Below are 22,815 nucleotides of genomic sequence, written 5' to 3'. Positions count from 1 at the left end.
GTCAATTGGGATTGGGGAATCCAGGTGCGGATCAGGGAAACGTCTCTTTCCTCGCTCTGTCTGACGATCGTGACCGCCGTCACGGCGACCGCGTCCCTGTCCGTTGCCGAGGCCGCGCCCAAGGCCACCAAGTCTGCAAAGCCGGCCAAGCCCGCGGCCGCCAAGCCCGTTCAGACCGAGTCTGACCGGTTCAAGGTCTCCCCCGTCGCCGCTGAGCCCATGAAGCTGAGCCTGCGCGAGGTCCGTCCGACCGACGCCGCCGGCTTCGCCCCGCGTGAAATCGCCTCACCTGAGGCCAAGGTCGAAGGCCAGTTCGCCCTCTCGCCCGCCGCCACCTATGGCGATGTGCGCCTGCTGGATGCCGATCGCTACTATGACGGCCGCGGCCCGGTGAGCTGGCGGTCAAATGCCTTCGTGGTCGGCGAATCCGATGGCGGTGCCGTGGACTCGGTCCGGGTCTCGGTCGCTGCAGTGGCCCGCAATGCCGCCGTCGCTCCGCTCAGCCTGGTGCGCCCCGACGCTCACGCCTTCGACGCCGAAAACATCGACGTCACCCTGACCCGGGGCTGGCCCTCGGCGGTCAAGCTGGCCGCCGGCAAGTTCGCCCTGGATGTCTCGCCCCATGCCGGCTTTGGCTTTGGCGACGCCGGCGGTTCGGCCGAAGCCGGGGCAACGGTACGTCTGGGCAAGAATATCGAAGATCGCGTGACCGACTCCCTGGGTCTGCGCGACGGCGACGAGGCCTTTGGTCCGCGCGGACGCTGGTACGTCTTCGCCGCCGCCAGCGGCCGGGCCGTGGGTCTGAACATGTTGCGCGGCCAGAACGGCGACTGGAGCCGGGCCGGCATGAGCGCCGACGTCAACAGCAAGCTTATCGGTGATGCCCAGGCCGGCGTGGCCTGGCGCAAGGGGCCGATGCAGGCGTCCGTCGGCTATATCCATCGCGAGATGAAGGCCAAGGACGTGATCATGGGCATGGCCACCCAAAAGGACTCGATGGTCGCCCTGTCCTTCAGCCTGAAGCCGAACTGGTAGGCGCGGCCTGCGCCAAGGCTTGAGTTTCCGGCCGCGATCATGCAGCTAGCCTCGACCCCGTCCACGAGCCGTCCGAAGACATGAGCGACAGCGAGCCCCCGCGCCGCAAGATTTTGAGCCTCAAGAGCGGCATCGCCGCTCCCGGAGGCCCCAAGCCGCTGGAGCGCATCGCCCGGCCGACGCGCCCGGTCATGCCTGAACCGCCACCCCCGCCGCCGCCGGCTGTCGGCGACTGGAAGTGCAAGCCCTGCGGGACACGTTTTGACCCTTCGCCCGACCTGGCCGACGACGATTCCGTGCGCTGCCCGTCGTGCAATGCCCGCCTGGGTCTGGCCTCCGATTTCCGCGCCGAACCGCCGAATGTCGACAAGCTGCGGGCCCGCTGGCTGAAGAAGGCCTGAAGCGAGAGGCCCGCCCTCGTCCATCCATCCTAGTCCAGAACGTCGGTCGGTCCCGGATCGCTGTCGGCCCGGGCCGGCTGGCGGCGAAACAGGCCGCGCCAGCCGCTGGGCTCGGCCGAGGGGCTGGCCCAGATGGCATTGGCCGCCGCCAGGCGCTCACCCTCGTCGAAGATGCTGCGCATGGCGGCCGTATCGAACTTCAGCAGGTTCAGGCCGTCGAAGCTCGACGGGATCGAGGTCACGCTGAGCGGCAGGTTGTGGCGCGCACAGAAGCCCGAGGCCAGGCTCAGGGCCTGACGATAGGAAAAGCGCAGCATGGTCTCGAAGCTGCGCCCCATGATCGAGGCCACACCCGGCGGCGTCGAGCGCGGCAAGGGCTCCAGCACCGTATTGACGATCACATAGACCCGCCCGCGCCGCAGGCGCTGGCCGAGATTGCGCCAGTGCAACAGGGCGTCTGGCATCAGGAACAGGGGCGCGGCCACCCCGCCGTCCACATGCATCTCCTGATAGCGCTCGCCACCGGCCTCGACCTCGAACATCTTGGGCGGAAACAGGCCCGGTACCGTCGCCGAGGCGACCAGGACGTCCCGGAACAGCCGTACGGCAGCCTCGCCGCCCTTGGCCGCGATCGCGCCCATGTCCCAGATGGTAGCCTTCTGGTTGTCGAGATTGGTCGTGGCGATCAGCAGGCGACGGCCGCGGGCGTGCTCGCGGGCCACGGCATTGATCACCACCTCGTCGATGAAGGGCGCGACCAGGGCCTCCAGGCCCTCGCCCTTGAACAGGCTGGGCCCGAGTCCGCCGGCAAAGCCCTTCAGGCTCAGCAGTTCGGCCGCATGGCCGCCGACATAGGCGTCGGTCAGGCGTTCGTCCCAGGCCGAGCCGAGGAAGGCCAGGGGCGCAATCAGGGCCCCGGTGCTGACCCCGGTGACGATGGCAAATTCGGGTCGCGTCCCGGCCTTGGACAGTCCGGTCAGCACGCCGGCCCCGAAGGCCCCGCCGGACGCACCACCTGACAGGGCCAGGATGTTGAAGTCGTCGCGGCCCAGCAGGGAGCGGGTCGGAGCCAGGCGGTCGGCGACCGCGTTCAGGGCCTTGTCGGCCTGGTCGGCGGTCAGGCGCACCCCTGGAAAGCCGACAATGCTTGCGAGGCTTTCGGCCGGGGGGGCATTGAGCCGCTTGCCCTTGAGGGGGTCGGGCATCTTGAGGTCGCGGAACAGCTCCTGAATCGCGTTCCGGGCAGGCTCGGGCGGTTGGCTCAAGCGGGCCTCACGCGTGCGAACCGGCCAGCACCACCCCGACCAGCACGGCGGCATAGTGCAGGCCCGCTCCGCCGATTACATGGCCATGCCAGATGGCGCGGCGGAACTTCAGCTGGCGCATCAGATAGAACACCGTACCGGTGGAATAGACCACGCCGCCAATGGCCAGCAGCAGCAGAGCCACCCAGGACAGGCCGTCGATCATCGGCTTGATTGCAACCAGCACCAGCCAGCCGAGGGCCAGGTACAGGCCGACCCAGAAGCGCTTGTCGAGACCCGGCAGAAACAGCTTGGCCAGCACGCCGATCCCGGCCACGGTCCAGACGGCCGAGGTCATGCCGATCGCCCACCAGCCGTGCAGGTTCTGGGTGGTGAAGGGGGTGTAGGAGGCGGCGATCATCACGAAGATGCCGGCATGGTCGAAGCGGCGCAGCAGCGGCCGCCAGCGGGCCTTGGCAAAATTGTAGGCCGTCGACAGCGACAGCATCAGGATCAGGCCGACCGTATAGACCGATACCGCCGCCACGCGCTGCAGGTCGCCCATGCCGAAGGCCAGGCCCAGCAGTATGCCACCGCCGAGCAGGGCACAGGCCAGGCCGGCCAGATGAACGATCAGGTCGGCGCACTTGGCACCGGCGGTCGGGTAGTGGGTGGTAATGTCGGTCATGGGCCCAGTCTAACCGCAGCAAGTGACGTAAGAACGACGATGATCATGGCGCCGAAAGGGCGGACGGTCGTCAGGAAAGCAGTCCGTGGACCCCGTCAAAGGCCAGCTTTCCGCCGACCGCGACCAAAAGGACATAGATCACCCGGTAGAAACCCTCCGCCGGGACCCTGCGCACCAGCCAGACCCCGGCCCAGGTCGAGGCTATGGCCAGGGGCAGCAGCACGCCGGCCGTGGCCAGGACGCCGGGCGTCAACTGGCCGAGAGCGAGATAGGCCGGAACCTTCATCCAGTTGACCACCGCGAAGAAGACGGCACTGGTGCCGATGAAGCGGTCGCGCGGCAGGCGCAGCGGCAGGACATAGATCTGGAACGGCGGTCCCCCGGCATGGGCGATCTGGCTGGTAAAGCCCGTCGCCAGACCGCACAGCACGCCCAGCCAGGGCCGGCCCGCTGTGGTCCCGACCTGCTCGGCGACCTTGACCGCCCGCTCGGCCCACAGGCGCTGCAGGGCAAAGACGATGGCGATCAGGCCGACGGCCAGTTCGACGGCGGCCGTCGACACGAAGGCCGCCAGGGCCACGCCAAGGCCGATCCCCACGGCGGCGGCCGGCAACATCAGCTTCAGCAGGCCCTTGTCCCAGGTCTTGCGAAAGGCCCAGACACTGACGACGTCCTGCACGATCAGGATCGGCAGCAGGATGGCGGCGGCCAGAACCGGCGAGACGGCCAGGGCCAGCAACGGGGTCGCCACCACCCCGATCCCGGAGAAGCCGCCCTTGGCCAGGCCCAGCAGGATCACGGCCGGGATGGCAACAGCATAGAAGAAAGGGTCGGACAGCATGGCGGCGAGCCTTAACAGCTTGGGCCCGGCGAGACCAACCGCCCGCAATCGATGGGCGGCCGGCGCCCTTAAGTATTCGCGCCACGTCTGCCCCGGATCACCCCCGATTGACGGTATCGCCGCCAGGTCCTAGGGACCCTTCATCATGCTCGCCCGTCGTGGACAATCCGGACCCGGTCTGCTCGTCGCCCTGCTGGCGGCGTTTGCAGTGCTGGTTCAGACCCTGGCCCCGAGCGCCGCCATGGCCCGTTCGACCCAGGGCGGCGAAGCGATAATCATCTGTACCGCCGAGGGGGCCAAGCTGGTCAGGCTCGGCGGCGAAGAGCCTCCGACACCGGCCAAGATCTTCGGCGGCTTCAAGTGCGGCCAGTGCGTGGCCGCCACCCCGGCCGCCATCGTCACGGACCCGGCCGTCACTGTTGCGCCCGTCCGCTATGCCGTCCGCCTTGAGATCGCGGTTGTGCGCGTCCTCGGCGTTCGCGGTCATGCCCGTGCCCCGCCCCGACCACCCGGCCAGGGCCCGCCTGCCTTCCTGAACGCCTGACCCCAAAAGCCCGCGCCACGGCTGGAGCCGTCGCGCGCCTCGTCACGTCTTCAGGACTCTTTTCACCATGACCCGTTCCTTCCGCCGCGCCCTCATGCTGGGTGCCGCCGCCCTTTGTCTGGCCACCACCGTCCAGGCCGCCGAAACCGACCAGACCCGGGTCGATTCCGTCCTGGTCACCGCCCGCCCTGATCCGGAGGATCCGCCCGCCGTCGCCCTGGCCCGCAAGCGCCTGTCGGAAACCCCCGGCGCCGTGGCGGTGATCGCCTCGGAAGCCTATGCCAACCGCTTCGCCCTCGGCCTCAACGACACCGTCCGCGACGTGCCCGGCGTCTTCGCCCAGAAGAAGTTCGGCGAGGATACCCGCCTGTCGATCCGGGGTTCGGGCATCGGCAATGCCAACCATAATCGCGGCACCCTGCTGGCCCAGGACGGCGTGCCGCTGAACGAGGCCGACGGCTATGGCGACTATCAGCTGATCGACCCGCTGCTGGCCCGCTATACCGAGGTCTACAAGGGCGGCAACGCCCTGCGCTTCGGCGGCGCCCTGCTGGGCGGGGCGATCAATTTCGTGACGCCGACGGGCAAAACGGCCGGCGCCGATAATCTGGTGCGCGTCGAGGCCGGATCCTTCGGCACCGCCCGCCTGCATGGCGAGCTCGCCCGCCAGTTCGGCGACAGTGACCTCTTCGTCGGGGCCACCCTCATGAACGGCGACGGCTGGCGTCAGCAGAGCAACAGCTCCGCCGCCCGGCTGTCGGCCAATATCGGTCACAGCTTCGGCGAGGACCGTGAGGTGCGCCTGTATGTCAGCGGCGCGGACCTGCGCCAGCAGATCGGCGGCTCACTGACCCTGGCCCAGGCGCTGAACAGCCCGGAAAAGGCCGCCGCCGCCAATCTGGCCAATAATTACGGCCGCAACATGCGCAATGCCCGGGCCAGCCTGCAGGCTACCTGGCGGCTCTCCGACACCACCGTCCTCGAAGGCGGGGTCTATGGGGCCTGGCGCGACCTCGACCACCCGATCTTCCAGGTCATCGATCAGGAAAGCCGCAACTTCGGGGCCTTCGGCCGGCTGGACTGGACCGGTCAGATCGCCGGCCACGCCGCCGACCTGTTCGCCGGCCTGTCCTACCGGGCGGGCGATCTGGACGCCCGGCAGTGGCTGAACCTGCGCGGCTCCCGGGGCCCGTCCCAGGCCTTTTCCCGCCAGAACGCGCAGGCGCTGGACGTCTTTGCCGAGGGCCGGTTCTTTGTCACGCCCCGCGTCGCCCTGGTGGCCGGTGCCACCTTTGGCACCGCCGAGCGGGACTATCGCGCCGACAGGCAGGCCGGGGTCGCCTCGAGCTTCGACCTGACCGCCCGCCGCGACTATGACTGGCTGGCCCCGCGCTTCGGCCTGCTGTTCCAGGTGGATCAGGACAGCCAGATGTTTGCCAACCTGACCCGCTCGGTCGAGCCGCCCAATTTTGGGGCCTATTCGCCCAGCGCAGCGGCGGGCTTTGCGCCGGTCGTGCCCCAGACAGCCTGGACCGGTGAGATCGGTGCGCGCGGCCGCAAGGGAGCCCTAGCCTGGGACATCGCACTCTATCGCGCCCAGCTGAAGGACGAACTGCTGACCTTTGTGGTCGATCCCGCCCACCCGGCCGCCACCTTCAACGCCGACGAGACGGTGCACCAGGGCTTGGAAGCCGGCCTCGACTGGCGCTTCAACAAGCGCATCCGCCTCCGCCAGACCTGGGCCTGGTCGGACTTCCATTTCGAGGGCGACCCCCAGTACGGCGACAACAGCCTGCCGATCGTGCCGGAGCACCTGTACCGCGCCGAGCTGAAATATGAGCACCCGGCCGGCTGGTTCGTGGCCCCGGCCCTCGAATGGTCCCCCCGCGGCCCGTTCGTCGACTACCGCAACAAGGTCCGCGCCCCGGACCATGCCATCGCCTCACTCGGGGCCGGCTATGTGCGGGACGGGGTGACGGTGTTCCTCGATGCGCGCAATCTGCTCGACAAGCGCTATGTCGCCACCGTCAATCCCCTGGCCAATCCGGCGGCCGTCACGGCGGCGACTGTCCAGAACACGGCCGCCTTCTGGCCGGGCGAGGGACGCAGCGTCTTCGTCGGCGTCTCGGGCAAGTTCTAGGAGTTCCCATGCACAGGTTCGCCCTCGCCCTGCTGGCGCTCGCCGCCCCCCTGCCTGCCCTGGCCCATGTGGTCGCTGCGCCGGATACGGCGCGGGCGGGCTCCTATGCCGCCGTCGCCTTCCGGGTGGGTCATGCCTGCTCGGCGGGCGACGTCACCCTGAAGGTCCGGATCGAGATCCCGCCGGGCGTTGTCTCGGCCCGCCCGCAGCCCAAGCCCGGCTGGACCTATGAGATCGAGCGCGAGGCCGGTGCCGATCCCAAGGCCGCGCCCTCGGCCGTGACCTTCAGCGGCCGCCTGCCCGACGAGGCCTTTGACGAGTTCGCGCTACTGATGAAACTCCCCGCCACCGGCGATACCCTGGTGTTTCCGGTGATCCAGACCTGCGAGAAAGGGGAAAGCCAGTGGACCGAGGTGACCTCCCCTGACGCCCCGGGCGAGAAACTGTCCCGTCCCGCCGCTATCCTTCGACTGACGCCGGTCGAGCTCCAGCCCGCCACCCACCAGCACTGATCCCAAGGAGATCTTCCATGCCGAGCGCACGCTTCCTGGGCCTCGCGGCCGCCCTCACCCTCGCCCTGGCGACACCGGCCCTGGCCGGCGACTACAAGGTCGGGGCCCTGACCATCAAGTCGCCCTGGACCCGACCGGCCCTGATCAACATGAACGGGGTCGGGTTCATGACCTTCGCCAATGCCGGTCCGCGACCGGTGCGGCTGCTCAGCGCCGAAAGCCCGGTGGCCGGCAAGGTCGAGATCCATCAGTCGGCCATGGCCAATGGCGTCATGAGCATGCGCCGCCAGGACGACGGCGTGGTCATCCCGGCCGGGGGCTCCGTCGCCTTTGCGCCCGGCGGCTATCACCTGATGCTGCTGGGGCTGAAGCAGCCCCTGGTCCAGGGGCAAAAGGTGCCCCTGACCCTGGTGTTCGACAATGGCCGGCGCGCTGCGGTCGAACTGACCGCCCAGAGCGCGGCACCCCAGGCCGGACAAGGATCTGCCGCCGAGCCGCACCATCACTGATCGGGTCCCTTCGGGCTACATGACAAATTTGTAAGGGAGCAAAAAGGCCCACAGCGAGTCAGATTGCCGCCAACTCACACCAACGGATACGAGATCCATGAAACGAGTCTGGTTCGCTGCTGCCGCTGTGGCCGCCCTGTCGCTGTCGGCCTTTGGTGCCCAAGCCCAGGTCCAAGCCCACGATGACCATCAGTGCCTTGATGACGCCTGCACCACCCAGGCCCTGTTTGCCTCGGCCTCGGCCGGCGCGGCCGGCGACCTGACCTCGCTGGAGTCGCCGCGCTATGGTGCCTGGGGCTTCGACACCTCCGGCATGGACACCAGCGTCAAGCCCGGCGAAGACTTCTACAAGTTCGCCAACGGCGCCTGGGACGCCAGGACGGAGATCCCGTCGGACCGCACCCGCTATGGCAATTTCGACAAGCTGTCGGAACTGTCTGAAGCCCGCACCAAGGCGATCATCGAGGCTGCGGCCGCCAATACTGCCGCCACCGGCGACACCGCCAAGGTCGGCGCAGCCTATCGCGCCTTCATGAACGAGGCCCAGATCGAGGCGCTGGACGCCAAGCCGCTCGCGCCCTGGCTGGCCCAGATCAAGGCGGTCAAGACCAAGGCCGACTTCACCGCCCTGATGGGCAAGAGCAGCACCACGCCCTTTACCAGCCTGATCGGGGCGGGCATCCAGACCGACGCCAAGAACCCCAAGGCCTATGCGGTCTATGTCGGAACGGGCGGAACCTCGCTGCCGGATCGCGACTATTATCTGGACCCCAAGTTCGCCGACAAGAAGGCCGCCTATCTGGCCTATGTCGAAAAGATGCTGACCATGGTGGGCTGGCAAAAGCCCGCTGAGAGCGCCAAGGCCGTCGTCGATTTCGAGACCTTGCTGGCCGAGGCGACCTGGACCCGTGCCGAGCGCCGCGACCGGGACAAGACCTATAATCCGGCCACCCTGGCCGAACTTCAGGCCCTGACCCCGGGCTATGACTGGAACCGCTATCTGGCGACCTCGGAACTGCCCAAGGTCGACCGGTTCATCGTCACGACCAACACCTCGTTCCCGAAGTACGCCAAGATCTATTCGGAAACCCCGCTTGAGACCCTCAAGGCCTGGCAAGCCTTCAAGGTCACCGATGGCTCGGCCTCGCTGCTGTCGAAGCGTTTCGTGGACGCCAATTTCGAGTTCAGGGCCAAGACCCTGTCGGGTCAGCCCGAGCAGCGCCCCCGCTGGAAGCGCGGCGTCTCGGCCGTCAACGGCATGCTGGGCGAAGCGGTCGGCAAGGACTATGTCGCGGCCTACTTCCCGCCCGAGTCCAAGGCCAAGATGCTCGACCTGGTGGCCAATATCCGCGCGTCGATGAAGGTGCGGATCGACAACCTCGACTGGATGAGCGCTCCGACCAAGGTCATGGCCCAGGACAAGCTGGCCAAGTTCACGGTCAAGATCGGCTATCCTGACGTCTGGGAAGACTATTCCAAGCTCGAGATCAAGGACGACGACGCCTTCGGTAACGCCCAGCGCGTCGGCGTCTGGGCCTGGCGCAAGGACGTCGAGCGGCTGTTCAAGCCCGTCGACAAGACCGAATGGGGCATGACCCCGCAGACGGTCAACGCCTACTACAACTCGGTCAATAACGAGATCGTCTTCCCGGCCGCCATCCTGCAGGCCCCGTTCTTCCACCCCGACGCCGACCCGGCCATCAACTATGGCGGCATCGGCGGGGTGATCGGCCACGAAATCGGCCACGGCTTTGACGACCAGGGCCGCAAGTCCGACGGCGACGGCGTGCTGCGCGACTGGTGGACGGCGGAAGACGCCGCCAAGTTCAAGGCCCAGGCCGACCGTCTGGGTGCGCAGTACGGTGCCTTCGAGCCCCTGCCCGGCATGAAGCTGAACGGTGCCCTGACCATGGGCGAGAACATCGGCGACATGGGCGGCCTGGCCTTCGGCCTCGACGCCTACCATGCCTCGCTGAAGGGCCAGCCGGCCCCGATCCTCGACGGCTTCACCGGTGACCAGCGCGTCTATCTCGGCTGGGCCCAGGTGTGGCGGGGCAAGCAGCGGGACGAGGCCCTCAAGCAGCAGATCATCGCCGGTCCCCACTCGCCGGGCTACTACCGCGTCAACGGCACCATTCGTAACATGGTCGGCTGGTACAAGGCCTACGACATCAAGCCGGGCGACAAGCTCTATGTCGCGCCGGAAGAGCGCGTGAAGATCTGGTAGTCTCCACGAACCGTCAGACGATCGAGGGCCGGTGCGCAAGCACCGGCCCGTTTTCGTGGCTGCCCCCTAGGACCAGCATCGCAACCGGCCCTTCATGGAGCCAAGCCTTGCCCGGTCCGGCAGCCGCCACACACCTTCCGAATACCGCTCTAGAACAGCCGATCCTGCAGCCACAGGATGGCCGGATAGACCGCCAGCCAGGTCCAGAAGAAGCGGTTGAGGCCAAACAGCCAGGCATTGGCTAGGTGGAAGGTCGCGGCCACGACCAGTCCGACGATCAGGCTTTCCCGCGACAGCAACGTCAGGGGAAAGGTCAGCTCGAACAGCATCACACCCCAGGCCATGACCTGCAGCAGCTGTGGTCGGCCGGCCCAGCGGCGCAGGTCCTCGCTGACCGGATAGGCCGAGAACCGGAACACATCGGCCAGGGCCCGGCCGTTGCGCCAGTCCGGATTGACCACCTTGACCCAGCCCGAGATGAAATAGGACAGCATCAGCTGCAGGCCCAGATAGGCAAAGACCAGTTCCTGCAGGGCCTGACCCGGCATGACCCGCGAGAGGACCAGGCACCACAGGGCCAGCAGCCCCATCCGGTCACTGCCGCCATTATAGGGGCCCTGGAAGCGGTCGAGAATCGGCAGGGAGACGATGGCCAGACCCAGCAGTCCGATCAGGCCGACCACCGGCCAGGCCGCCCCGGCCCCGATGATCACCAGGCCGCATAAAGTGATCCGGCCCCAGAACAGCGGGCGGTCGCGGCGGGGCCCGGCCAGATGTTCCAGGCTCTGCTGGATCAGGGCGAGGGCGAGAAGGGCCTCGGTCAGGCGGGCGGCGCTGTCCAGGCTCATGGGACCAAGCCCCCAGCCAGGCGGCGCGGCGCGGACTGAAACAGAACCTCGCGCTGCAACTCCTGGCCCTCGCGGCTGACAAAGACCAGGCGGAAGCTCAGCCAGGGCTCATTGCCGGTAAGGCCTGCCTCGGCGCTCAGGTCGGCGGCCAGGCGGGCGAAGATCTCATCCTGGCTGTGGTCGGTCGGAGCCTGGATCAGCCGCTCAGCGCAGCTGACCAGGAACAGGGTCTCGTTCCAGCGCGGATTCCAGACCAGCCGCCGCAGCCGTTCGGCGACGGTCAGGCGCTCTGGCCGGGGCCGGAACTCGCGCCAGCCGTCTTCCGGCACGGCGGACGAAGGCCTCAGGGCATATTCGATGCGCGGCGAGGGCGCGATCACGTCAAAGAAGTTCCAGGACGGGATCAGGGCCGGCATCAGCAGGGCCAAGGGGTTCAACAGGCTCCCTCCGGATCGGATGCGGGCGAATCGACGGGCGGCCGGTTCGGCTGCGCATCGATCATCTCCGCCCGGGGGCCAGGACCGCAAGGCACTGAAGAGTCGCGGCCAGATCCGTGGCCAGGAGCCGACGACATTTTGACTTGCGCGTCAAATTTTTGAAGCAGGGCCCAGATACACCAAACCCGCCGCGGGGGATAATCGCGACGGGCTGGCTATTTCTCGATCATTCGATCTAGGCGGGCGTTTCCTCCCCGAAACGCCGAAGGAAGGGAGCTCTCTGATGGGCTCTGTTCTTCCTTGCAGGCTGTAGAAACGTCATAAATGGGGTGGTGTCAACGCAACCAAACCCATTTCTGTAACGGGCTGGACGTTTTTTTGACGGCCAAGCTGTAGTTTGGACGCGGCAGTCAAACTTATCACTGTTCTCTCAGAATATTTTTGACATTAGAGTCAAATATTACCGGCCAGGCGAGCCGCGAGCTGGTCCAGCACCAGCGACCGCGACTCGAACACATAGTCGGGACGCGAGACGGTGACCGGCTCGACTCCGGCCTGGGCCAGGGCCGCGGCGGCGTCGAACAGGTCGGCCGTGGCCAGCAGGGCGCCATTGGCGCGGCGAGAGCCGCCCCGGGCGACGAAGCCGGCGACGGCGGTCTGGGCGACCCCGTCCTGCTCGGCGGGCCAGACCAGGGTAGCCAGGGTGCGGGCCCGGCCCTTGGCCTCGACCACCGCCAGCAGCCTCTGCAGCGAGGCCAGCTGGACAGGCGACCAGTCGGCGATCAGCGAGGCGGTCAGCTGGGCCTGGCTTTTCAGGATCACCCCGTCGGCCAGGATCTTCAGGCCATTGGCCGCCAGGGTCGCCCCGGTGGTGGTGATGTCGACGACCAGCTCTGCCGCCCCGGCGGCCGGGGCCCCCTCGGTGGCGCCGCTGCTCTCGACGATGCGATAGTCGGCCACCCCGTGGCGGGCGAAGAAGGCCCGGGTCTGGGTGACATATTTGGTCGCCACCCGCAGGCGGCGGCCTGTGCGGGCCAAATGGGCGTGTCCGACCGCATCGATATCGGCCATGGTGTCGACATCGAGCCAGCTCTTGGGAGCCGTAACCACAAGGTCGGCGCGGCCAAAGCCCAGGGCCCGCAGCAACATCACCCGGCTGTCCATGTCGTCGCCGCGCTCGCGCAGCAGGTCCTCGCCGGTGACCCCAAGGTGCAGCTCGCCCGCATCGAGGCCGGCGGCGATGTCACCGGCCGACAGCAGGCGCACCGAGACGCCCGGCAGGCCCGAAAGCTCGGCCGAATAGCCGCGCGAACCGCCGGTCATTTCCAGCTTGAAGCCGCATTCGGAAAGCCAGGCCTCGACCTGTTCTTTCAGGCGCCCCTTGGAGGGGATGGCGAAGATCATCTGAGCCGTCATTCGCCGCCTCCCGCATAGGCTCGGGCCGGACGGACCATGCAGCCCACCGCGCCTGTGGTTCTGGCCGCGCCCAGCCGGGCCGGCAGGCCGTCATAGCGACCACCGGCCGCCACCGGACGCTCGTCGCCGAGGGCGGCGCTGCGCACCTCGAACAGATAGCCGTCATAATAGCCGAAGGCCCGGCCGAAGGCGGCGGTCAGGACCAGGCGATCCTCGGGCACACCCCGGGCGATCAGGCCGGCCAGACGTGCCCGCCAGCCCGCCAGGGCGAGCTCGAGCGCGCCGCGCCGGGGCCCCGCCAGGGCGGCAATGGCCTCCAGGGCCACATCCGGACGATCACTGACCGCCAGGAAGGCCCGCACGACCTCAATCTGCTCAGTAGACAGACGACCGGCCCGCGCCGCCTCGGCCCGCTCGACCAGACGGTGGGCGATCTCGGCCGGCTTGCGGCCGCCGACCGGCTCGATCCCAGCCAGGGACCACAGTTCCTGCAGCACGGCGGCGGCCTCGCCCTCGGGCAGGCCGGCCAGCAGGGCGGCGATCCGGCCCTGGTCGTCGCTTCCCGCCGGTCCGGCGGCCGCGCCGCCCTCCAGTTCCAGCTTCAGCTGGCGCGGCCGGGTAAAGGCCCGCTTCAGGCGAGCCGCCAGGGGCGCGGCCAGATCGAGTGTGTCCACAAAGGCCGCGAACAGGCCGACATCGCCCAGCACCAGGGTCAGGTCCGCCCGGCCACCGGCAGCGGCGGCGGCCCAGGCCAGGGCGGCAATCTCGGCATCGGCGGCCACCGGATCTCCGGCCTCGAAGGCCTCGACCCCGATCTGCAGGAACTCCTCGGCCCGGTCGCTGCCGCGCGGGGCCACCCGGAAGGCCTTGCCCTCATAGAGATAGCGGCCCGAGGCCCGATCGGAGGCCAGGTGCTCGCGGGCAATGGCCACGGTGAAGTCGGGCCGCAGACAGGCCTCCTCGCCGCCGTCGCCGGACACCACAAACAGCCGCGCGCGCATGGCCTCGCCGGCCAGGTCGAGCAGCAGGCCCAGGGGCTGCAGCACCGGGGCGTCGGTCAGGACCGCGCCGGCCCCGGCAAAGGGCGCACGGATGGCGGCCAGGACTTCGGCCGGAAGGGAGGGTTCAAGCCTCATGGCCTAGCCCTCCAGGATCTTGCGGACGGCGGCGACCAGCTCGCCGCGCGGCAGGGTCTGCTGGCCCGGACGCTCGGCCTTCCAGGCGGCATTGTCGGCCACGCCCGAGGCCAGTTCCCGGCCCAGGTCCAGGTCCTTGATCGTCACCGTGCCGGCCGCGATCTCGTCGCCGCCCAGCATGATGGCGGCCGGCGACATCCGGCGGTCGGCATATTTCATCTGCGGCCGCATGCCGGAGGTGCCCAGATAGACCTCGGCCGGTATGCCGGCATTGCGCAGGTCGGCGGCGACCGCGAAGTACTCGCCCATATGGGCCTGGTCAAAATTGATGATCACCACCGGCCCGCGCGCCGTGCCGCCGGGCTCGCGACCCGCCGCCCGCAGGGCTGAGGCCAGACGCGAGACGCCGAACGAAAAGCCCGTGGCCGGCACGGGCTGGCCGGTGAAGCGGGCGATCAGGTCGTCATAGCGTCCGCCGCCGCCGATCGAGCCGAACGAGACCTTGTTGCCCTTCTCGTCGGTGGTCGACAGCAGCAGCTCGGCCTCGAACACCGCGCCGGTATAGTATTCCAGCCCCCGGACGATCGACGGCTCGAACATCGCCTGGTCGTCCGCGACGCCCAGGCTCTTCAGGGCCGCATCGATCAGGGCCAGCTCGTTCAGGCCCTCGTCGCCCTCGGCCGAGCCGCCGATGACATTGGCGATCTTGCTCAGGGTCTCGCTGCGTCCGCCGGAGCCGGCCTGGACGAAGTCGAGCACCGCATCGATGGCCTTGCCGACCAGGCCCGCGCCCTTGGTGAAGGCGCCGCTCTCATCCAGTCGGCCCTCGCCCAGCAGCAGGCGCACGCCCTCGACGCCCAGCCGGTCCAGCTTGTCGACAGCGCGCAGCACGGCCAGCTTCTGGCCGCCGGTCTCGACCCCGGCCGAGGTCAGAAGGCCGTTGAGCAGCTTGCGATTGTTGATCCGCAGCACGGCCGAGCCGCGCGGCAGGCCGGCGGCTTCCAGTCCGGCCACGGCCATGGCGATGATCTCGGCATCGGCCTCCGGCCGGGCCGAGCCCACGGTATCGGCGTCGCACTGGATGAATTCGCGGAAGCGGCCGGGGCCGGGCTTCTCGTTGCGCCACACCGGCCCATAGGCATAGCGGCGGAACGGCTTGGGCAGGGTCTCCCAGGTCTGGGCCGCGAACCGGGCCAGGGGCGCGGTCAGGTCGTAGCGCAGGGCCATCCACTGGTCGTCATCGTCCTGCAGGGCAAAGACGCCCTCATTGGGACGGTCACTGTCGGGCAGGAACTTGCCCAGCGCGTCGGCATATTCAAAGGCCCCGGTGTCCAGGGCCTCGAAGCCGTGCCGCTCATAGACCTTGGACACCGCCTCCAGAATGGCCCGCTCGGCCCGCAGGTCGCGGGCCCGCTTGTCGGCAAAGCCGCGCGGGGCGCGGGCTTCGGGGCGGAAGGTCTGGGCTTCGTCGGTCTTTACGGGATCAGTCATCGTCGGTCCTTGGATACTCAAAGGCTTCGACGGATGGCGCTTGCAGCAAAGCCCCATCCGCTAGGCGGGGCTCAGGCAGGGGGCTTGCTTCTAGAGCGAGCGGACCCGGCCGATCCCGCGAGGCGAGGTCGGATGGTGGTGGCGGCCGTGATGGTGCGGCGTGCGGGTCATTGCGGGCGGGCTATAGCGGATAGGGCGGCGGGGGGGAAGGGGTGGCGGATGGCAAGCCTGCCGAAGCTTGGCCAGCACAGCCTGAAAGAGCTGTAAGGCAGGCTCCGACCTGGGGCGATCGGGGGCGGTCACATCCCCTCTCCCCTTGCGGGAGAGGGTGGCCCCGGCGAGGTCCGGGGTCGGGTGAGGGGTCGCGCGGGTCTTTCCGGTCGGACTTTCAACCCCTCATCCGTCGGCTTCGCCGCCACCTTCTCCCGCAAGGGGAGAAGGGTTTATTCCGGTGCTTCCCCCCGCCCCGCCCGGCTGCCCAGCATGTCCGGGCTGGCGCTGAGGAAGAAGTCGCGGCGGTGGGTGAAGAACTCGGCGGCGACGTCGAGGGCGGCGATGATCACCCGCATCATCGCATAGTGCGGCCCGGTGGGCGGCAGGTTGCGCAACTGGTCGATACAGGCCTGGCGGGCCGGGCGCAGGCCGTCGAAGAAGCGTTCCGGGTCGGCGATCCCGGCGCGGCTGTTGCGCGGGCTCATAACGGGCACACGCGGGTTCGCACGCGCCGGCGGGGGCGTTGGGTGGGCATGGAGGGCTCCTTGGTTCTTGCTTTGTTCTCCCTCCGCGGCGCGCCGGAGTCAATCGGTCTTGGGTGGTGGGTGCGGGAGCACTGACCCCGCGAACTTGCCCCCTACGGATCGCTGCGCGATCGTCTTCCCCCGGAGGGGGAAGATGGTGGGCCCGAACTCATCTTCCCCCTCCGGGGGAAGACGGCTGCGAAGCAGCCCGTAGGGGGCCAGTGACTAGACCTTCAGCCGCTCGATCAGCGCCTCCGTCGACGGGTCGTGGCGACCCACGGCGCCGCTTTCCAGCTCTGGCAGGATGCGGCCAGCCATGACCTTGCCCAGCTCGACGCCCCACTGGTCGAAGCTGTTGATGCCCCAGATCACGCCCTCAACGAAGGTCTTGTGCTCATAGAGGGCGATCAGGGCGCCGAAGGTCCGGGGCGTCAGGCGCTCGAGCAGCAGCAGGGTGGACGGACGATTGCCGGCGAAGGTGCGCTGCGGGGCCAGGGTGGCGATTTCCGCCTCCGGAACACCCTTGGCGACCAGCTCGGCGCGGACGTCGTCTGTGCTGCGGCCGACCATGAAGGCCTCGGCCTGGGCCAGCAGGTTGGACAGCAGCTTTTCGTGCTGGCCGGCCGGGCCTTCATCGGACCTGGCCAGGCCGATCAGCTCCATCGGCGTGATGTCGGTGCCCTGGTGCATGCACTGGAAATAGGCGTGCTGGACATTGGTGCCCTCGTCACCGAACACGACGGTGGCCGTGCCGCGCCGGGCCGGCTGGCCGTCGGGGCCGACCGACTTGCCGTTGCTCTCCATCTCCAGCTGCTGGAGGAAGGCGGCCAGGCGGCGCAGGCGGTGCGAATACGGAACAACCGAGCGGGCCCGGCGGTCGAGGCCGTTGCGGTTGAAGATCTGGGCCAGGGCCAGCAGGACCGGGGCATTGCGCTCCAGGGGGGCGCCGGCGAAGTGGGCGTCCATCTCGGCGGCACCGGCCAGGAAGCCTTCAAAGACCTCCCAGCCACAGGCCACGGCCACCGACAGGCTGACCGAGGACCACAGGGAATAGCGGCCGCCGACCCAGTCCCAGAAGCCGAACACCCGCTCGTCGCTGATGCCGAAGGCGGCGGTCTTGTCGAGGGCGGTGGAGATGGAGGCCAGGTGCTGGCCGGCCGCCTCCTCGCCGAGGGCCTCAGCCAGCCAGGCCCGCGCGGCCCCGGCATTGGCCAGGGTCTCCTGGGTGGTGAAGGTCTTGGAGACGATGATGACCAGGGTCTCGGTCGGGTCGAGATCGGCCGTGGTCAGCAGGAACTCGGCCCCGTCGACATTGGCCACGAAACGCAGGTCGATTTGCGGCTTCACCGGGCGCAGGGCGTCCCACAGCAGGCGGGGGCCCAGGTCGCTGCCGCCAATGCCGATATGCAGGATGGCCTTGAACGGTTTGCCGGTGGCGCCCCGGATCGCGCCGGAGCGAACGGCTTCGGCAAAGGTCTTCATCCGTTGACGGACGGTCTCGACCTCGGCCATGACCGCCACACCCTGGGCCTTGATGTCGGCATCAGCGGCGGCGCGCAGGGCGGTGTGCAGGACGGCCCGGCTTTCGGAGCTGTTGATCGCCTCCCCGGCCAACATCCGGGCCCGGGCCCCCTCGACATCGGCGGCATGGGCCAGGTCGAGGGCCGCTTCCAGACCGGCCTCGTCCCAGGCCTGTTTCGACAGGTCTATATGCAGACCGGCGACGTCGAGCGTCAGATTGGCCAGGCGGTCGGGCTCGGCGTCGAACATCTCGACAATGCGCTTGTCACCGGCGGCCCGGGCGGCGGCTTCCAGGCGGGTCCAGGCGGCGTCGAGATCGGCCATGGGTCAGTTCCTTGCGGGTTTGGTAAATCGGCGTTTACCGGGGCGGACTTATCAAACCCCTGCCGCGGCGTCATGCAGACCAATGACGTTTTTCGCGGGGAGAGTCCCATGTCCTGCGACGCCATCGCCTTTTCCGCCCTGTTGTGGCTGGCCTCGACCGGCCCGACCGCCGCGCCGAACGCCGTACCGGCCCTCAGCGCCCCCGCCTCGGTGGCCGGCGAGCCGCTGTTTGCCGACATCGTGCGCCGGGCCAGCGGGCTGAGAGCCCAGGCCGAGGCCTATCGCAAGTCGCTTGCCGCCGACCCCGCCGCCCCGGCCGTGGCCCTGCCCGGCGCCGAGGCCTTCGGCACCGGGATCGCCGAACTGTCGGCCCTCGACATGAAGGGCCACCTCACCCTGAAGGCGCGCGGGGCGGTCGACGACCTCAAATGCATCCTGCGCGGCATCAGCCAGGACCTGCCGGAAAAGCTGGCGGCCATGAGCGCCGCCAGAACCGTCAAGGAGCAGGACCTGGCCCTGCGCGACATGGTCTATCTGCTCAATGACAATGTCGAGGTGATCACCGCCCCGCCGCAACCGGCGGCTTAAGCGGCCTCTAAGCGTCTCCCTAGGCGTCCTTGTACTTCACCGCGCAGCCATAGGGCTGGACATAGGGCGTGGCCACCTTGCGGCCGGCCTTCACGTCGGCGAGGGCCGCCGCCACCAGGTTCTTCGCCCGGGGCAGGTCCTCGACCTTGTTGCTGGGGATATCGTCAATGGCCCCCTCGTAGACCACCGTCCCGGCCTTATCGATGACGAACATGTGCGGCGTGGTCTTGGCCTTATAGGCCGTTGCCACCACGCCGTCCGGATCCAGCAGCAGGGTGGTCGGCTTCGCGCCCCTGGCGGTCATCCAGGTGCGGGCGGCCTTGCCGTCCGCGAAGTGGCCCTGCTTGCCGGGCGCGGACGAGACGATGCTCAGCCAGACCACACCGTCGGCCGTGGCGGCCTGCTGCAGGCCCTGCATGTTGCCGGAATAGTGCTTCTTCACATAGGGGCAGCCCTCATTGACCCATTCGAGGACCACGGTCTTGCCCCGGAACTCGGCCAGGGAGCGGGTCTTGCCGTCGAGATCGACAGCGGTGAAGGCCGGCGCGGGCCGGGCGTGGGCCAGACCGGGCAGGCTCAGGGCCGCCAGCGGCAGACCGGCAGCCACGAGACGGCGGGTAATCTTGGACATAGCGAGCTCCAGAAAAGACAGAGTTCCCCCTCGCCCGGCCAGACTGCCATGGTTCAGCGGTCTCTGGAACTAGCCGGCGGCCTTTTCGATCGCCTCGATGACCAGGCCCTCGGTCAGCAGTTGCGGCAGGATCACCGGCGGGCCGCCCTTGGCCGGATAGACCAGATAGAGCGGCACCCCGGCCCGGCCATGCTCGGCCAGGGCGGCGGCGATGGTGGCGTCGCGATTGGTCCAGTCGGCCTTGAGCAGGACGGCATTCCGGTCCCGGAACGCCTGGGCGACGGCGGCCCCGGACAGGGCGACCTTCTCATTGACCTGGCAGGTCACGCACCAGGCGGCGGTGAAGTCGACCAGGATCGGCCGCCCCTCGGCCTGCAGGGCGGCGACCCGCTCCGGGGACCAGGGCTCGGCGGTCAGACCGGGGCCGCTGGGCGCCGGCGAGGCCCCGGTGGCGGCCTGGGTCGTGACCGGCGGCGCGGCCTGAACGGTCAGGGCCGTCAGGGCGATCGCCCCCGCCAGGGCCAGGATCGCCAGAACCAGCGAAACCCGGCTGGGCTTGCCCACGGCGCGCCGGGTCTGGGCATGGCCCCACAGCCAGGCCCCGAACCCGACCAGCACGGCGGCGGCGAAGACCTGGCCGAGGGCGAGCGATCCGGCCTGCTGGCTGAACACCCAGACCAGCCAGGCGGCCGTGCCATACATCGGGAAGGCCAGGCCCTTCTTCAGGGTGTCCATCCAGACGCCGGGACGCGGCAGGCGGGCCAGCAGGGCCGGGGCGAAGGCCAGGATCACGAACGGGGCCGCAAAGCCCAGGGCGAGCGCCAGGAAGACCGACAGCGAGACCAGGGGCGGCTGGGTCAGGGCAAAGCCCAGAGCCCCGGCCATGAACGGTGCCGTGCACGGGGCCGCGACCACGACGGCCAGGGCTCCGGTGAAGAAGGCACCGGTGACGCCGCCGCGCGCCGAGATGCTGCCGCCGACGCCCTGGACGGAGGTGCCGAACTCGAAGACCCCTGACATGTTCAGGGCCACCAGCAGCATGACCAGGGCTAGGCTCGCCACCACGACCGGCGACTGCAGCTGGAAGCCCCAGCCGACGGCCGCGCCGCCCGCCCGCACCGCGATCAGCAGTCCGGCCAGGGCCAGGAAGGTGGCGACCACCCCGACCAGGAAGGCCAGGCCCTGCAGGCGGGTCTTGCCCGGATCATGGGCATGGCCGGCCAGGCTGGCGGCCTTCATCGACAGCACCGGGAAGACGCAAGGCATCAGGTTGAGGATCAGTCCGCCCAGGAAGGCAAAGACCAGGGCCGTGGCCAGGGCCTTGACGTCCAGGGGGCCGGCAGCGGCCGGCGGCGGGCCGAGCCCGGCGGCCGTGGCGGGCGGCTCGCCGGGCGTCGCCGTGATCTCATAGGCCTGACCCTTGAGGGCCAGAACCCCGGCCAGCTCGGTCGGCGGCGTTCCGCTGGTAAAGTCATAGCCCGGGGTCAGGCCCAGGGTCAGGCCCTCGGGTCCGCGCTCGATGGTCTGGGCGGCGGCATGGTCGATGACCTTGCCGGAATAGGGGAAGAAATAGGCCCCGGCCAGGTCGGCCCCCTTCAGGGGCGCGCCTGTCACGGCCAGGGTCAGAGCGGTGCCGTCGCGCTTGAACACGGCCTTTAGCCCGGCGGGCTTGGGCGCATCGGCCAGGGCCTTGGCCACCACCGCGCCCCATGTCGGATCGGGACCGGGCACTCCGGCCACGATCGGCAGGTCAAGGGTCAGGACCGCATCCTCGGGGATGCAGATCTCCTCACAGACCAGAAAGTTGGCCGCGGCCTTCAGGGTGACGGTCGAGCCCGGCCTGGCCGAGGCCGGCACGGTGATCGGCACCGGCAGCAGCACCTCGCCCTTATAGGCATAGTCGAGCAGCGGCCCGACCCGGGTCTGTTCGGGCGTGGCCCAGACGATGTCGCCGGCGCTCCAGCCGGCCGGCAGGGTCCAGACGATCTCGGTGGCGGCACCGGCATCGCCCGGATTGCGCCAATAGGTGTGCCAGCCGGGCTGGATCTTCTGGCGCAGGGCGACATAGATCGTCGCGCCGGGCACGGCCGCGGCGTCTTGGGCCACGAGTTCGGCTTCGATGTGGCCGGTATTGACCGGCCCGGCCAGGGCCGCCCCGCCGCCCGAGCCGGCGATCAGGCCGGCCAGAAGCACGGCCTGCACCGCCACAAGAAGTTTCCGGATCAACATGAAGCCTGCCCGAGCCAAACCGCGTCAGCGACACATGGCCCGCCCACACGCTCTCGACAAGCGCCGAGCGAGCATGGACAGTCGATGACGATTCATCACGAGACCTCAGCCATGCCCGCCGCCTTCGACGATATCGAGATTGGCCAGGTCGTTTCCCTGGGCACGCGGGCCGTGGAGGCCAAGGCGCTGGAGGGCTTCATCGCCGCCTTCGCCCCTGGCTGGCCGGTCGAGAACGGGGCCCCCGATGTGATGGTCTTCGCCATCTGGTCGCGCCTCGACGCCGAGTCCAGCGCCGCCTGGCCCCAGACCAAGCGCCTGGGCGTCGACGCCCTGCGCTGGATGCGCAATCCGCCGGTCGGCGAACTGCTGCGCGGCCGGATGACGGTGATGGGCAAGGACCCGGTCGGCGAAGGCAAGGGCATGATCATCGCCCAGCACGACCTGCTCGACGAGGCGGGCCGGCTGGTCTTCTCGTGCCTGACCCGGAGCATTTTCGCGCGATAGGGGGACTCTGGGCGCGACGGCCCTGCCCGACTTTACAAAACTTAACCCTGCACACATCCGCCAGCAAAGGCGCGCCGCCATACAGGTCATGCCGGAGGACTGTCTTCGGCAGTTCACCACCGAAAGGCTTTGATGATGGACAGGACTTTGGGACGGCGCGTGATGCTGGCGGGTTTGCTGGCTGCGACAGGCGCAACGGCTTGCCTGGCCGGCGCAGGTTTGGCCCAGGAGGGCCATACCCGCCACGGGCTGCACGGGATGGCGGAACACCGTCGGGCGACCGATCCGGCGGCGATGGACCGCCATCTTCAGAAGATGCTGCCCGACGGCGCACCAGACCAAAGGGACCGCCTGAACGCACTCGCAGGAACTGTCCACGCGGATGTCAGCGCTCTCCATGAGCAGTTTCAGGAGACGCACAGGCGAACCCACGCCCTGCTGCTACGGCCGACGATCGACCGGGCCGCGCTGGAAAGCTTGCGTGTCGAGCAGGTGCGTCAGATCGATGGACTGTCCAGGCACCTGTTCGGCGCGCTCGCCGATGCAGCCGAGGTGCTGACGCCGGAGCAGCGCGCGCGGCTGGCCGCAGGTCACAAAGGGCGTTAGGCAAACCCGCAGTCTGCGCTCGAACAACGACGTGGATGGATTGGGCGCAGCTCAAAGCCGCTCGCCCGCCGAGGCTCGGAACGCGAAGCTGTCTTGAACGGCGATCAGTGTCCGCTGTGCCGTTGTCGGAAAGGTCTGCAACCACCCCGTCCTGACGACCTGGAGGTCAACATTCCCGCCCGCCGTGGGCGCTGGCCGCTGGCCGC

General features: G+C 68.8%; 22 protein-coding genes. 10 read left to right on the top strand and 12 right to left on the bottom strand.

What is annotated here, in order from left to right:
- Nucleotides 1-69 precede the first annotated feature (69 nt).
- Complete coding sequence (locus tag AQ619_RS01025; protein ID WP_236849512.1) at nt 70-1,035, top strand: lipid A-modifier LpxR family protein; 966 nt, start codon at nt 70-72, stop codon at nt 1,033-1,035.
- A gap of 80 nt (nt 1,036-1,115) precedes the next feature.
- Nucleotides 1,116-1,436: an FmdB family zinc ribbon protein gene (locus tag AQ619_RS01020; RefSeq protein WP_062143003.1), complete on the top strand. Its 321-nt coding sequence runs from the start codon at nt 1,116-1,118 to the stop codon at nt 1,434-1,436.
- A 29-nt stretch (nt 1,437-1,465) separates the two neighbouring features.
- Here the strand turns inward: AQ619_RS01020 and AQ619_RS01015 are convergent, their stop codons facing one another.
- The 3 genes from AQ619_RS01015 to AQ619_RS01005 all read right to left on the bottom strand — a co-directional run bounded on the left by AQ619_RS01015 (nt 1,466) and on the right by AQ619_RS01005 (nt 4,209).
- Nucleotides 1,466-2,701 (bottom strand): patatin-like phospholipase family protein, encoded by a 1,236-nt coding sequence (locus AQ619_RS01015; protein ID WP_236849511.1) that lies wholly within the window; start codon nt 2,699-2,701, stop codon nt 1,466-1,468.
- Between the two features lie 7 nt (nt 2,702-2,708).
- Nucleotides 2,709-3,368, bottom strand: coding sequence for a PAQR family membrane homeostasis protein TrhA (gene trhA, locus AQ619_RS01010; RefSeq protein WP_062143001.1), 660 nt, complete (start codon nt 3,366-3,368; stop codon nt 2,709-2,711).
- Nucleotides 3,369-3,438: 70 nt separating this feature from the next.
- Entirely contained in the window at nt 3,439-4,209 is a 771-nt protein-coding gene (locus tag AQ619_RS01005) for a sulfite exporter TauE/SafE family protein (RefSeq protein WP_062142998.1), read from the bottom strand.
- A 145-nt stretch (nt 4,210-4,354) separates the two neighbouring features.
- On the opposite strand from AQ619_RS01005, the gene AQ619_RS01000 reads away from it, so the two are divergent.
- The 5 genes from AQ619_RS01000 to AQ619_RS00980 all read left to right on the top strand — a co-directional run bounded on the left by AQ619_RS01000 (nt 4,355) and on the right by AQ619_RS00980 (nt 10,141).
- The gene (locus AQ619_RS01000; protein WP_062142995.1) at nt 4,355-4,753 is read left to right on the top strand and encodes a DUF2946 family protein; all 399 of its coding nucleotides are present in this window, start codon (nt 4,355-4,357) and stop codon (nt 4,751-4,753) included.
- A 67-nt stretch (nt 4,754-4,820) separates the two neighbouring features.
- Nucleotides 4,821-6,893 (top strand): TonB-dependent receptor family protein, encoded by a 2,073-nt coding sequence (locus tag AQ619_RS00995; protein WP_062142992.1) that lies wholly within the window; start codon nt 4,821-4,823, stop codon nt 6,891-6,893.
- 8 nt (nt 6,894-6,901) lie between these two features.
- The gene (locus AQ619_RS00990) at nt 6,902-7,405 is read left to right on the top strand and encodes a YcnI family protein (RefSeq protein ID WP_062142989.1); all 504 of its coding nucleotides are present in this window, start codon (nt 6,902-6,904) and stop codon (nt 7,403-7,405) included.
- A gap of 17 nt (nt 7,406-7,422) precedes the next feature.
- On the top strand, nt 7,423-7,914 hold the full coding sequence (locus tag AQ619_RS00985) for a copper chaperone PCu(A)C (RefSeq protein ID WP_062142986.1): 492 nt from the start codon (nt 7,423-7,425) through the stop codon (nt 7,912-7,914).
- 97 nt (nt 7,915-8,011) lie between these two features.
- Entirely contained in the window at nt 8,012-10,141 is a 2,130-nt protein-coding gene (locus AQ619_RS00980) for a M13 family metallopeptidase (RefSeq protein ID WP_062142983.1), read from the top strand.
- Between the two features lie 149 nt (nt 10,142-10,290).
- Here AQ619_RS00980 and AQ619_RS00975 read toward each other — a convergent pair whose 3' ends face one another.
- The 7 genes from AQ619_RS00975 to pgi all read right to left on the bottom strand — a co-directional run bounded on the left by AQ619_RS00975 (nt 10,291) and on the right by pgi (nt 18,051).
- Nucleotides 10,291-10,989: an HTTM domain-containing protein gene (locus AQ619_RS00975; RefSeq protein WP_062142980.1), complete on the bottom strand. Its 699-nt coding sequence runs from the start codon at nt 10,987-10,989 to the stop codon at nt 10,291-10,293.
- Nucleotides 10,986-11,426, bottom strand: a complete 441-nt coding sequence (locus AQ619_RS00970; protein ID WP_236849510.1) for a hypothetical protein — start codon at nt 11,424-11,426, stop codon at nt 10,986-10,988. Before AQ619_RS00970 ends, AQ619_RS00975 begins: the two co-directional genes overlap by 4 nt.
- Before the next feature lie 453 nt (nt 11,427-11,879).
- Nucleotides 11,880-12,842, bottom strand: a complete 963-nt coding sequence (gene hisG / locus AQ619_RS00965) for an ATP phosphoribosyltransferase (RefSeq protein ID WP_062142977.1) — start codon at nt 12,840-12,842, stop codon at nt 11,880-11,882.
- The gene (locus tag AQ619_RS00960) at nt 12,839-13,978 is read right to left on the bottom strand and encodes an ATP phosphoribosyltransferase regulatory subunit (protein ID WP_062142974.1); all 1,140 of its coding nucleotides are present in this window, start codon (nt 13,976-13,978) and stop codon (nt 12,839-12,841) included. Before AQ619_RS00960 ends, hisG begins: the two co-directional genes overlap by 4 nt.
- 3 nt (nt 13,979-13,981) lie before the next feature.
- Nucleotides 13,982-15,469: a histidine--tRNA ligase gene (gene hisS / locus AQ619_RS00955; RefSeq protein ID WP_062142971.1), complete on the bottom strand. Its 1,488-nt coding sequence runs from the start codon at nt 15,467-15,469 to the stop codon at nt 13,982-13,984.
- 443 nt (nt 15,470-15,912) lie between these two features.
- Nucleotides 15,913-16,167, bottom strand: a complete 255-nt coding sequence (locus AQ619_RS00950) for a hypothetical protein (protein ID WP_062142969.1) — start codon at nt 16,165-16,167, stop codon at nt 15,913-15,915.
- A 264-nt stretch (nt 16,168-16,431) separates the two neighbouring features.
- Nucleotides 16,432-18,051, bottom strand: coding sequence for a glucose-6-phosphate isomerase (pgi, locus tag AQ619_RS00945; protein ID WP_062142966.1), 1,620 nt, complete (start codon nt 18,049-18,051; stop codon nt 16,432-16,434).
- 108 nt (nt 18,052-18,159) lie between these two features.
- Between pgi and AQ619_RS00940 the strand changes: the two genes are divergently transcribed.
- On the top strand, nt 18,160-18,639 hold the full coding sequence (locus AQ619_RS00940) for a hypothetical protein (RefSeq protein ID WP_062142963.1): 480 nt from the start codon (nt 18,160-18,162) through the stop codon (nt 18,637-18,639).
- 19 nt (nt 18,640-18,658) lie between these two features.
- Here AQ619_RS00940 and AQ619_RS00935 read toward each other — a convergent pair whose 3' ends face one another.
- Nucleotides 18,659-19,270 (bottom strand): redoxin domain-containing protein, encoded by a 612-nt coding sequence (locus AQ619_RS00935; RefSeq protein WP_062142960.1) that lies wholly within the window; start codon nt 19,268-19,270, stop codon nt 18,659-18,661.
- 69 nt (nt 19,271-19,339) lie between these two features.
- A complete protein-coding gene (locus tag AQ619_RS00930; RefSeq protein ID WP_062151116.1) occupies nt 19,340-21,499 on the bottom strand; it encodes a protein-disulfide reductase DsbD family protein in 2,160 nt (719 codons plus the stop codon).
- A gap of 111 nt (nt 21,500-21,610) precedes the next feature.
- Between AQ619_RS00930 and AQ619_RS00925 the strand changes: the two genes are divergently transcribed.
- Nucleotides 21,611-22,003 carry a hotdog family protein gene (locus tag AQ619_RS00925; protein ID WP_062151112.1) on the top strand — a complete coding sequence of 131 codons (393 nt, stop codon included), beginning with the start codon at nt 21,611-21,613 and terminating at the stop codon, nt 22,001-22,003.
- Nucleotides 22,004-22,135: 132 nt separating this feature from the next.
- Nucleotides 22,136-22,609, top strand: a complete 474-nt coding sequence (locus AQ619_RS00920) for a Spy/CpxP family protein refolding chaperone (protein WP_062142957.1) — start codon at nt 22,136-22,138, stop codon at nt 22,607-22,609.
- The last annotated feature ends 206 nt before the right edge of the window (nt 22,610-22,815 follow it).

It is taken from the genome of Caulobacter henricii, assembly GCF_001414055.1.
Lineage (GTDB): Bacteria > Pseudomonadota > Alphaproteobacteria > Caulobacterales > Caulobacteraceae > Caulobacter > Caulobacter henricii.
Note: the sequence above shows the minus strand (reverse complement) of the source record. Positions and strands in the feature narration are given on the sequence as shown.

Coding starts and splice junctions, on each gene's coding strand:
- AQ619_RS01005 (WP_062142998.1), bottom strand. CDS start 4,209: ATGCTGTCCGACCCTTTCTTCTATGCTGTTGCCATCCCGGCCGTGATC.
- AQ619_RS00980 (WP_062142983.1), top strand. CDS start 8,012: ATGAAACGAGTCTGGTTCGCTGCTGCCGCTGTGGCCGCCCTGTCGCTG.
- AQ619_RS00990 (WP_062142989.1), top strand. CDS start 6,902: ATGCACAGGTTCGCCCTCGCCCTGCTGGCGCTCGCCGCCCCCCTGCCT.
- AQ619_RS00995 (WP_062142992.1), top strand. CDS start 4,821: ATGACCCGTTCCTTCCGCCGCGCCCTCATGCTGGGTGCCGCCGCCCTT.
- AQ619_RS00950 (WP_062142969.1), bottom strand. CDS start 16,167: ATGAGCCCGCGCAACAGCCGCGCCGGGATCGCCGACCCGGAACGCTTC.
- AQ619_RS00960 (WP_062142974.1), bottom strand. CDS start 13,978: ATGAGGCTTGAACCCTCCCTTCCGGCCGAAGTCCTGGCCGCCATCCGT.
- pgi (WP_062142966.1), bottom strand. CDS start 18,051: ATGGCCGATCTCGACGCCGCCTGGACCCGCCTGGAAGCCGCCGCCCGG.
- AQ619_RS01000 (WP_062142995.1), top strand. CDS start 4,355: ATGCTCGCCCGTCGTGGACAATCCGGACCCGGTCTGCTCGTCGCCCTG.
- hisG (WP_062142977.1), bottom strand. CDS start 12,842: ATGACGGCTCAGATGATCTTCGCCATCCCCTCCAAGGGGCGCCTGAAA.
- AQ619_RS00930 (WP_062151116.1), bottom strand. CDS start 21,499: ATGTTGATCCGGAAACTTCTTGTGGCGGTGCAGGCCGTGCTTCTGGCC.
- AQ619_RS00925 (WP_062151112.1), top strand. CDS start 21,611: ATGCCCGCCGCCTTCGACGATATCGAGATTGGCCAGGTCGTTTCCCTG.
- AQ619_RS00920 (WP_062142957.1), top strand. CDS start 22,136: ATGATGGACAGGACTTTGGGACGGCGCGTGATGCTGGCGGGTTTGCTG.
- AQ619_RS01020 (WP_062143003.1), top strand. CDS start 1,116: ATGAGCGACAGCGAGCCCCCGCGCCGCAAGATTTTGAGCCTCAAGAGC.
- AQ619_RS00975 (WP_062142980.1), bottom strand. CDS start 10,989: ATGAGCCTGGACAGCGCCGCCCGCCTGACCGAGGCCCTTCTCGCCCTC.
- AQ619_RS00940 (WP_062142963.1), top strand. CDS start 18,160: ATGTCCTGCGACGCCATCGCCTTTTCCGCCCTGTTGTGGCTGGCCTCG.
- hisS (WP_062142971.1), bottom strand. CDS start 15,469: ATGACTGATCCCGTAAAGACCGACGAAGCCCAGACCTTCCGCCCCGAA.
- AQ619_RS00935 (WP_062142960.1), bottom strand. CDS start 19,270: ATGTCCAAGATTACCCGCCGTCTCGTGGCTGCCGGTCTGCCGCTGGCG.
- trhA (WP_062143001.1), bottom strand. CDS start 3,368: ATGACCGACATTACCACCCACTACCCGACCGCCGGTGCCAAGTGCGCC.
- AQ619_RS00985 (WP_062142986.1), top strand. CDS start 7,423: ATGCCGAGCGCACGCTTCCTGGGCCTCGCGGCCGCCCTCACCCTCGCC.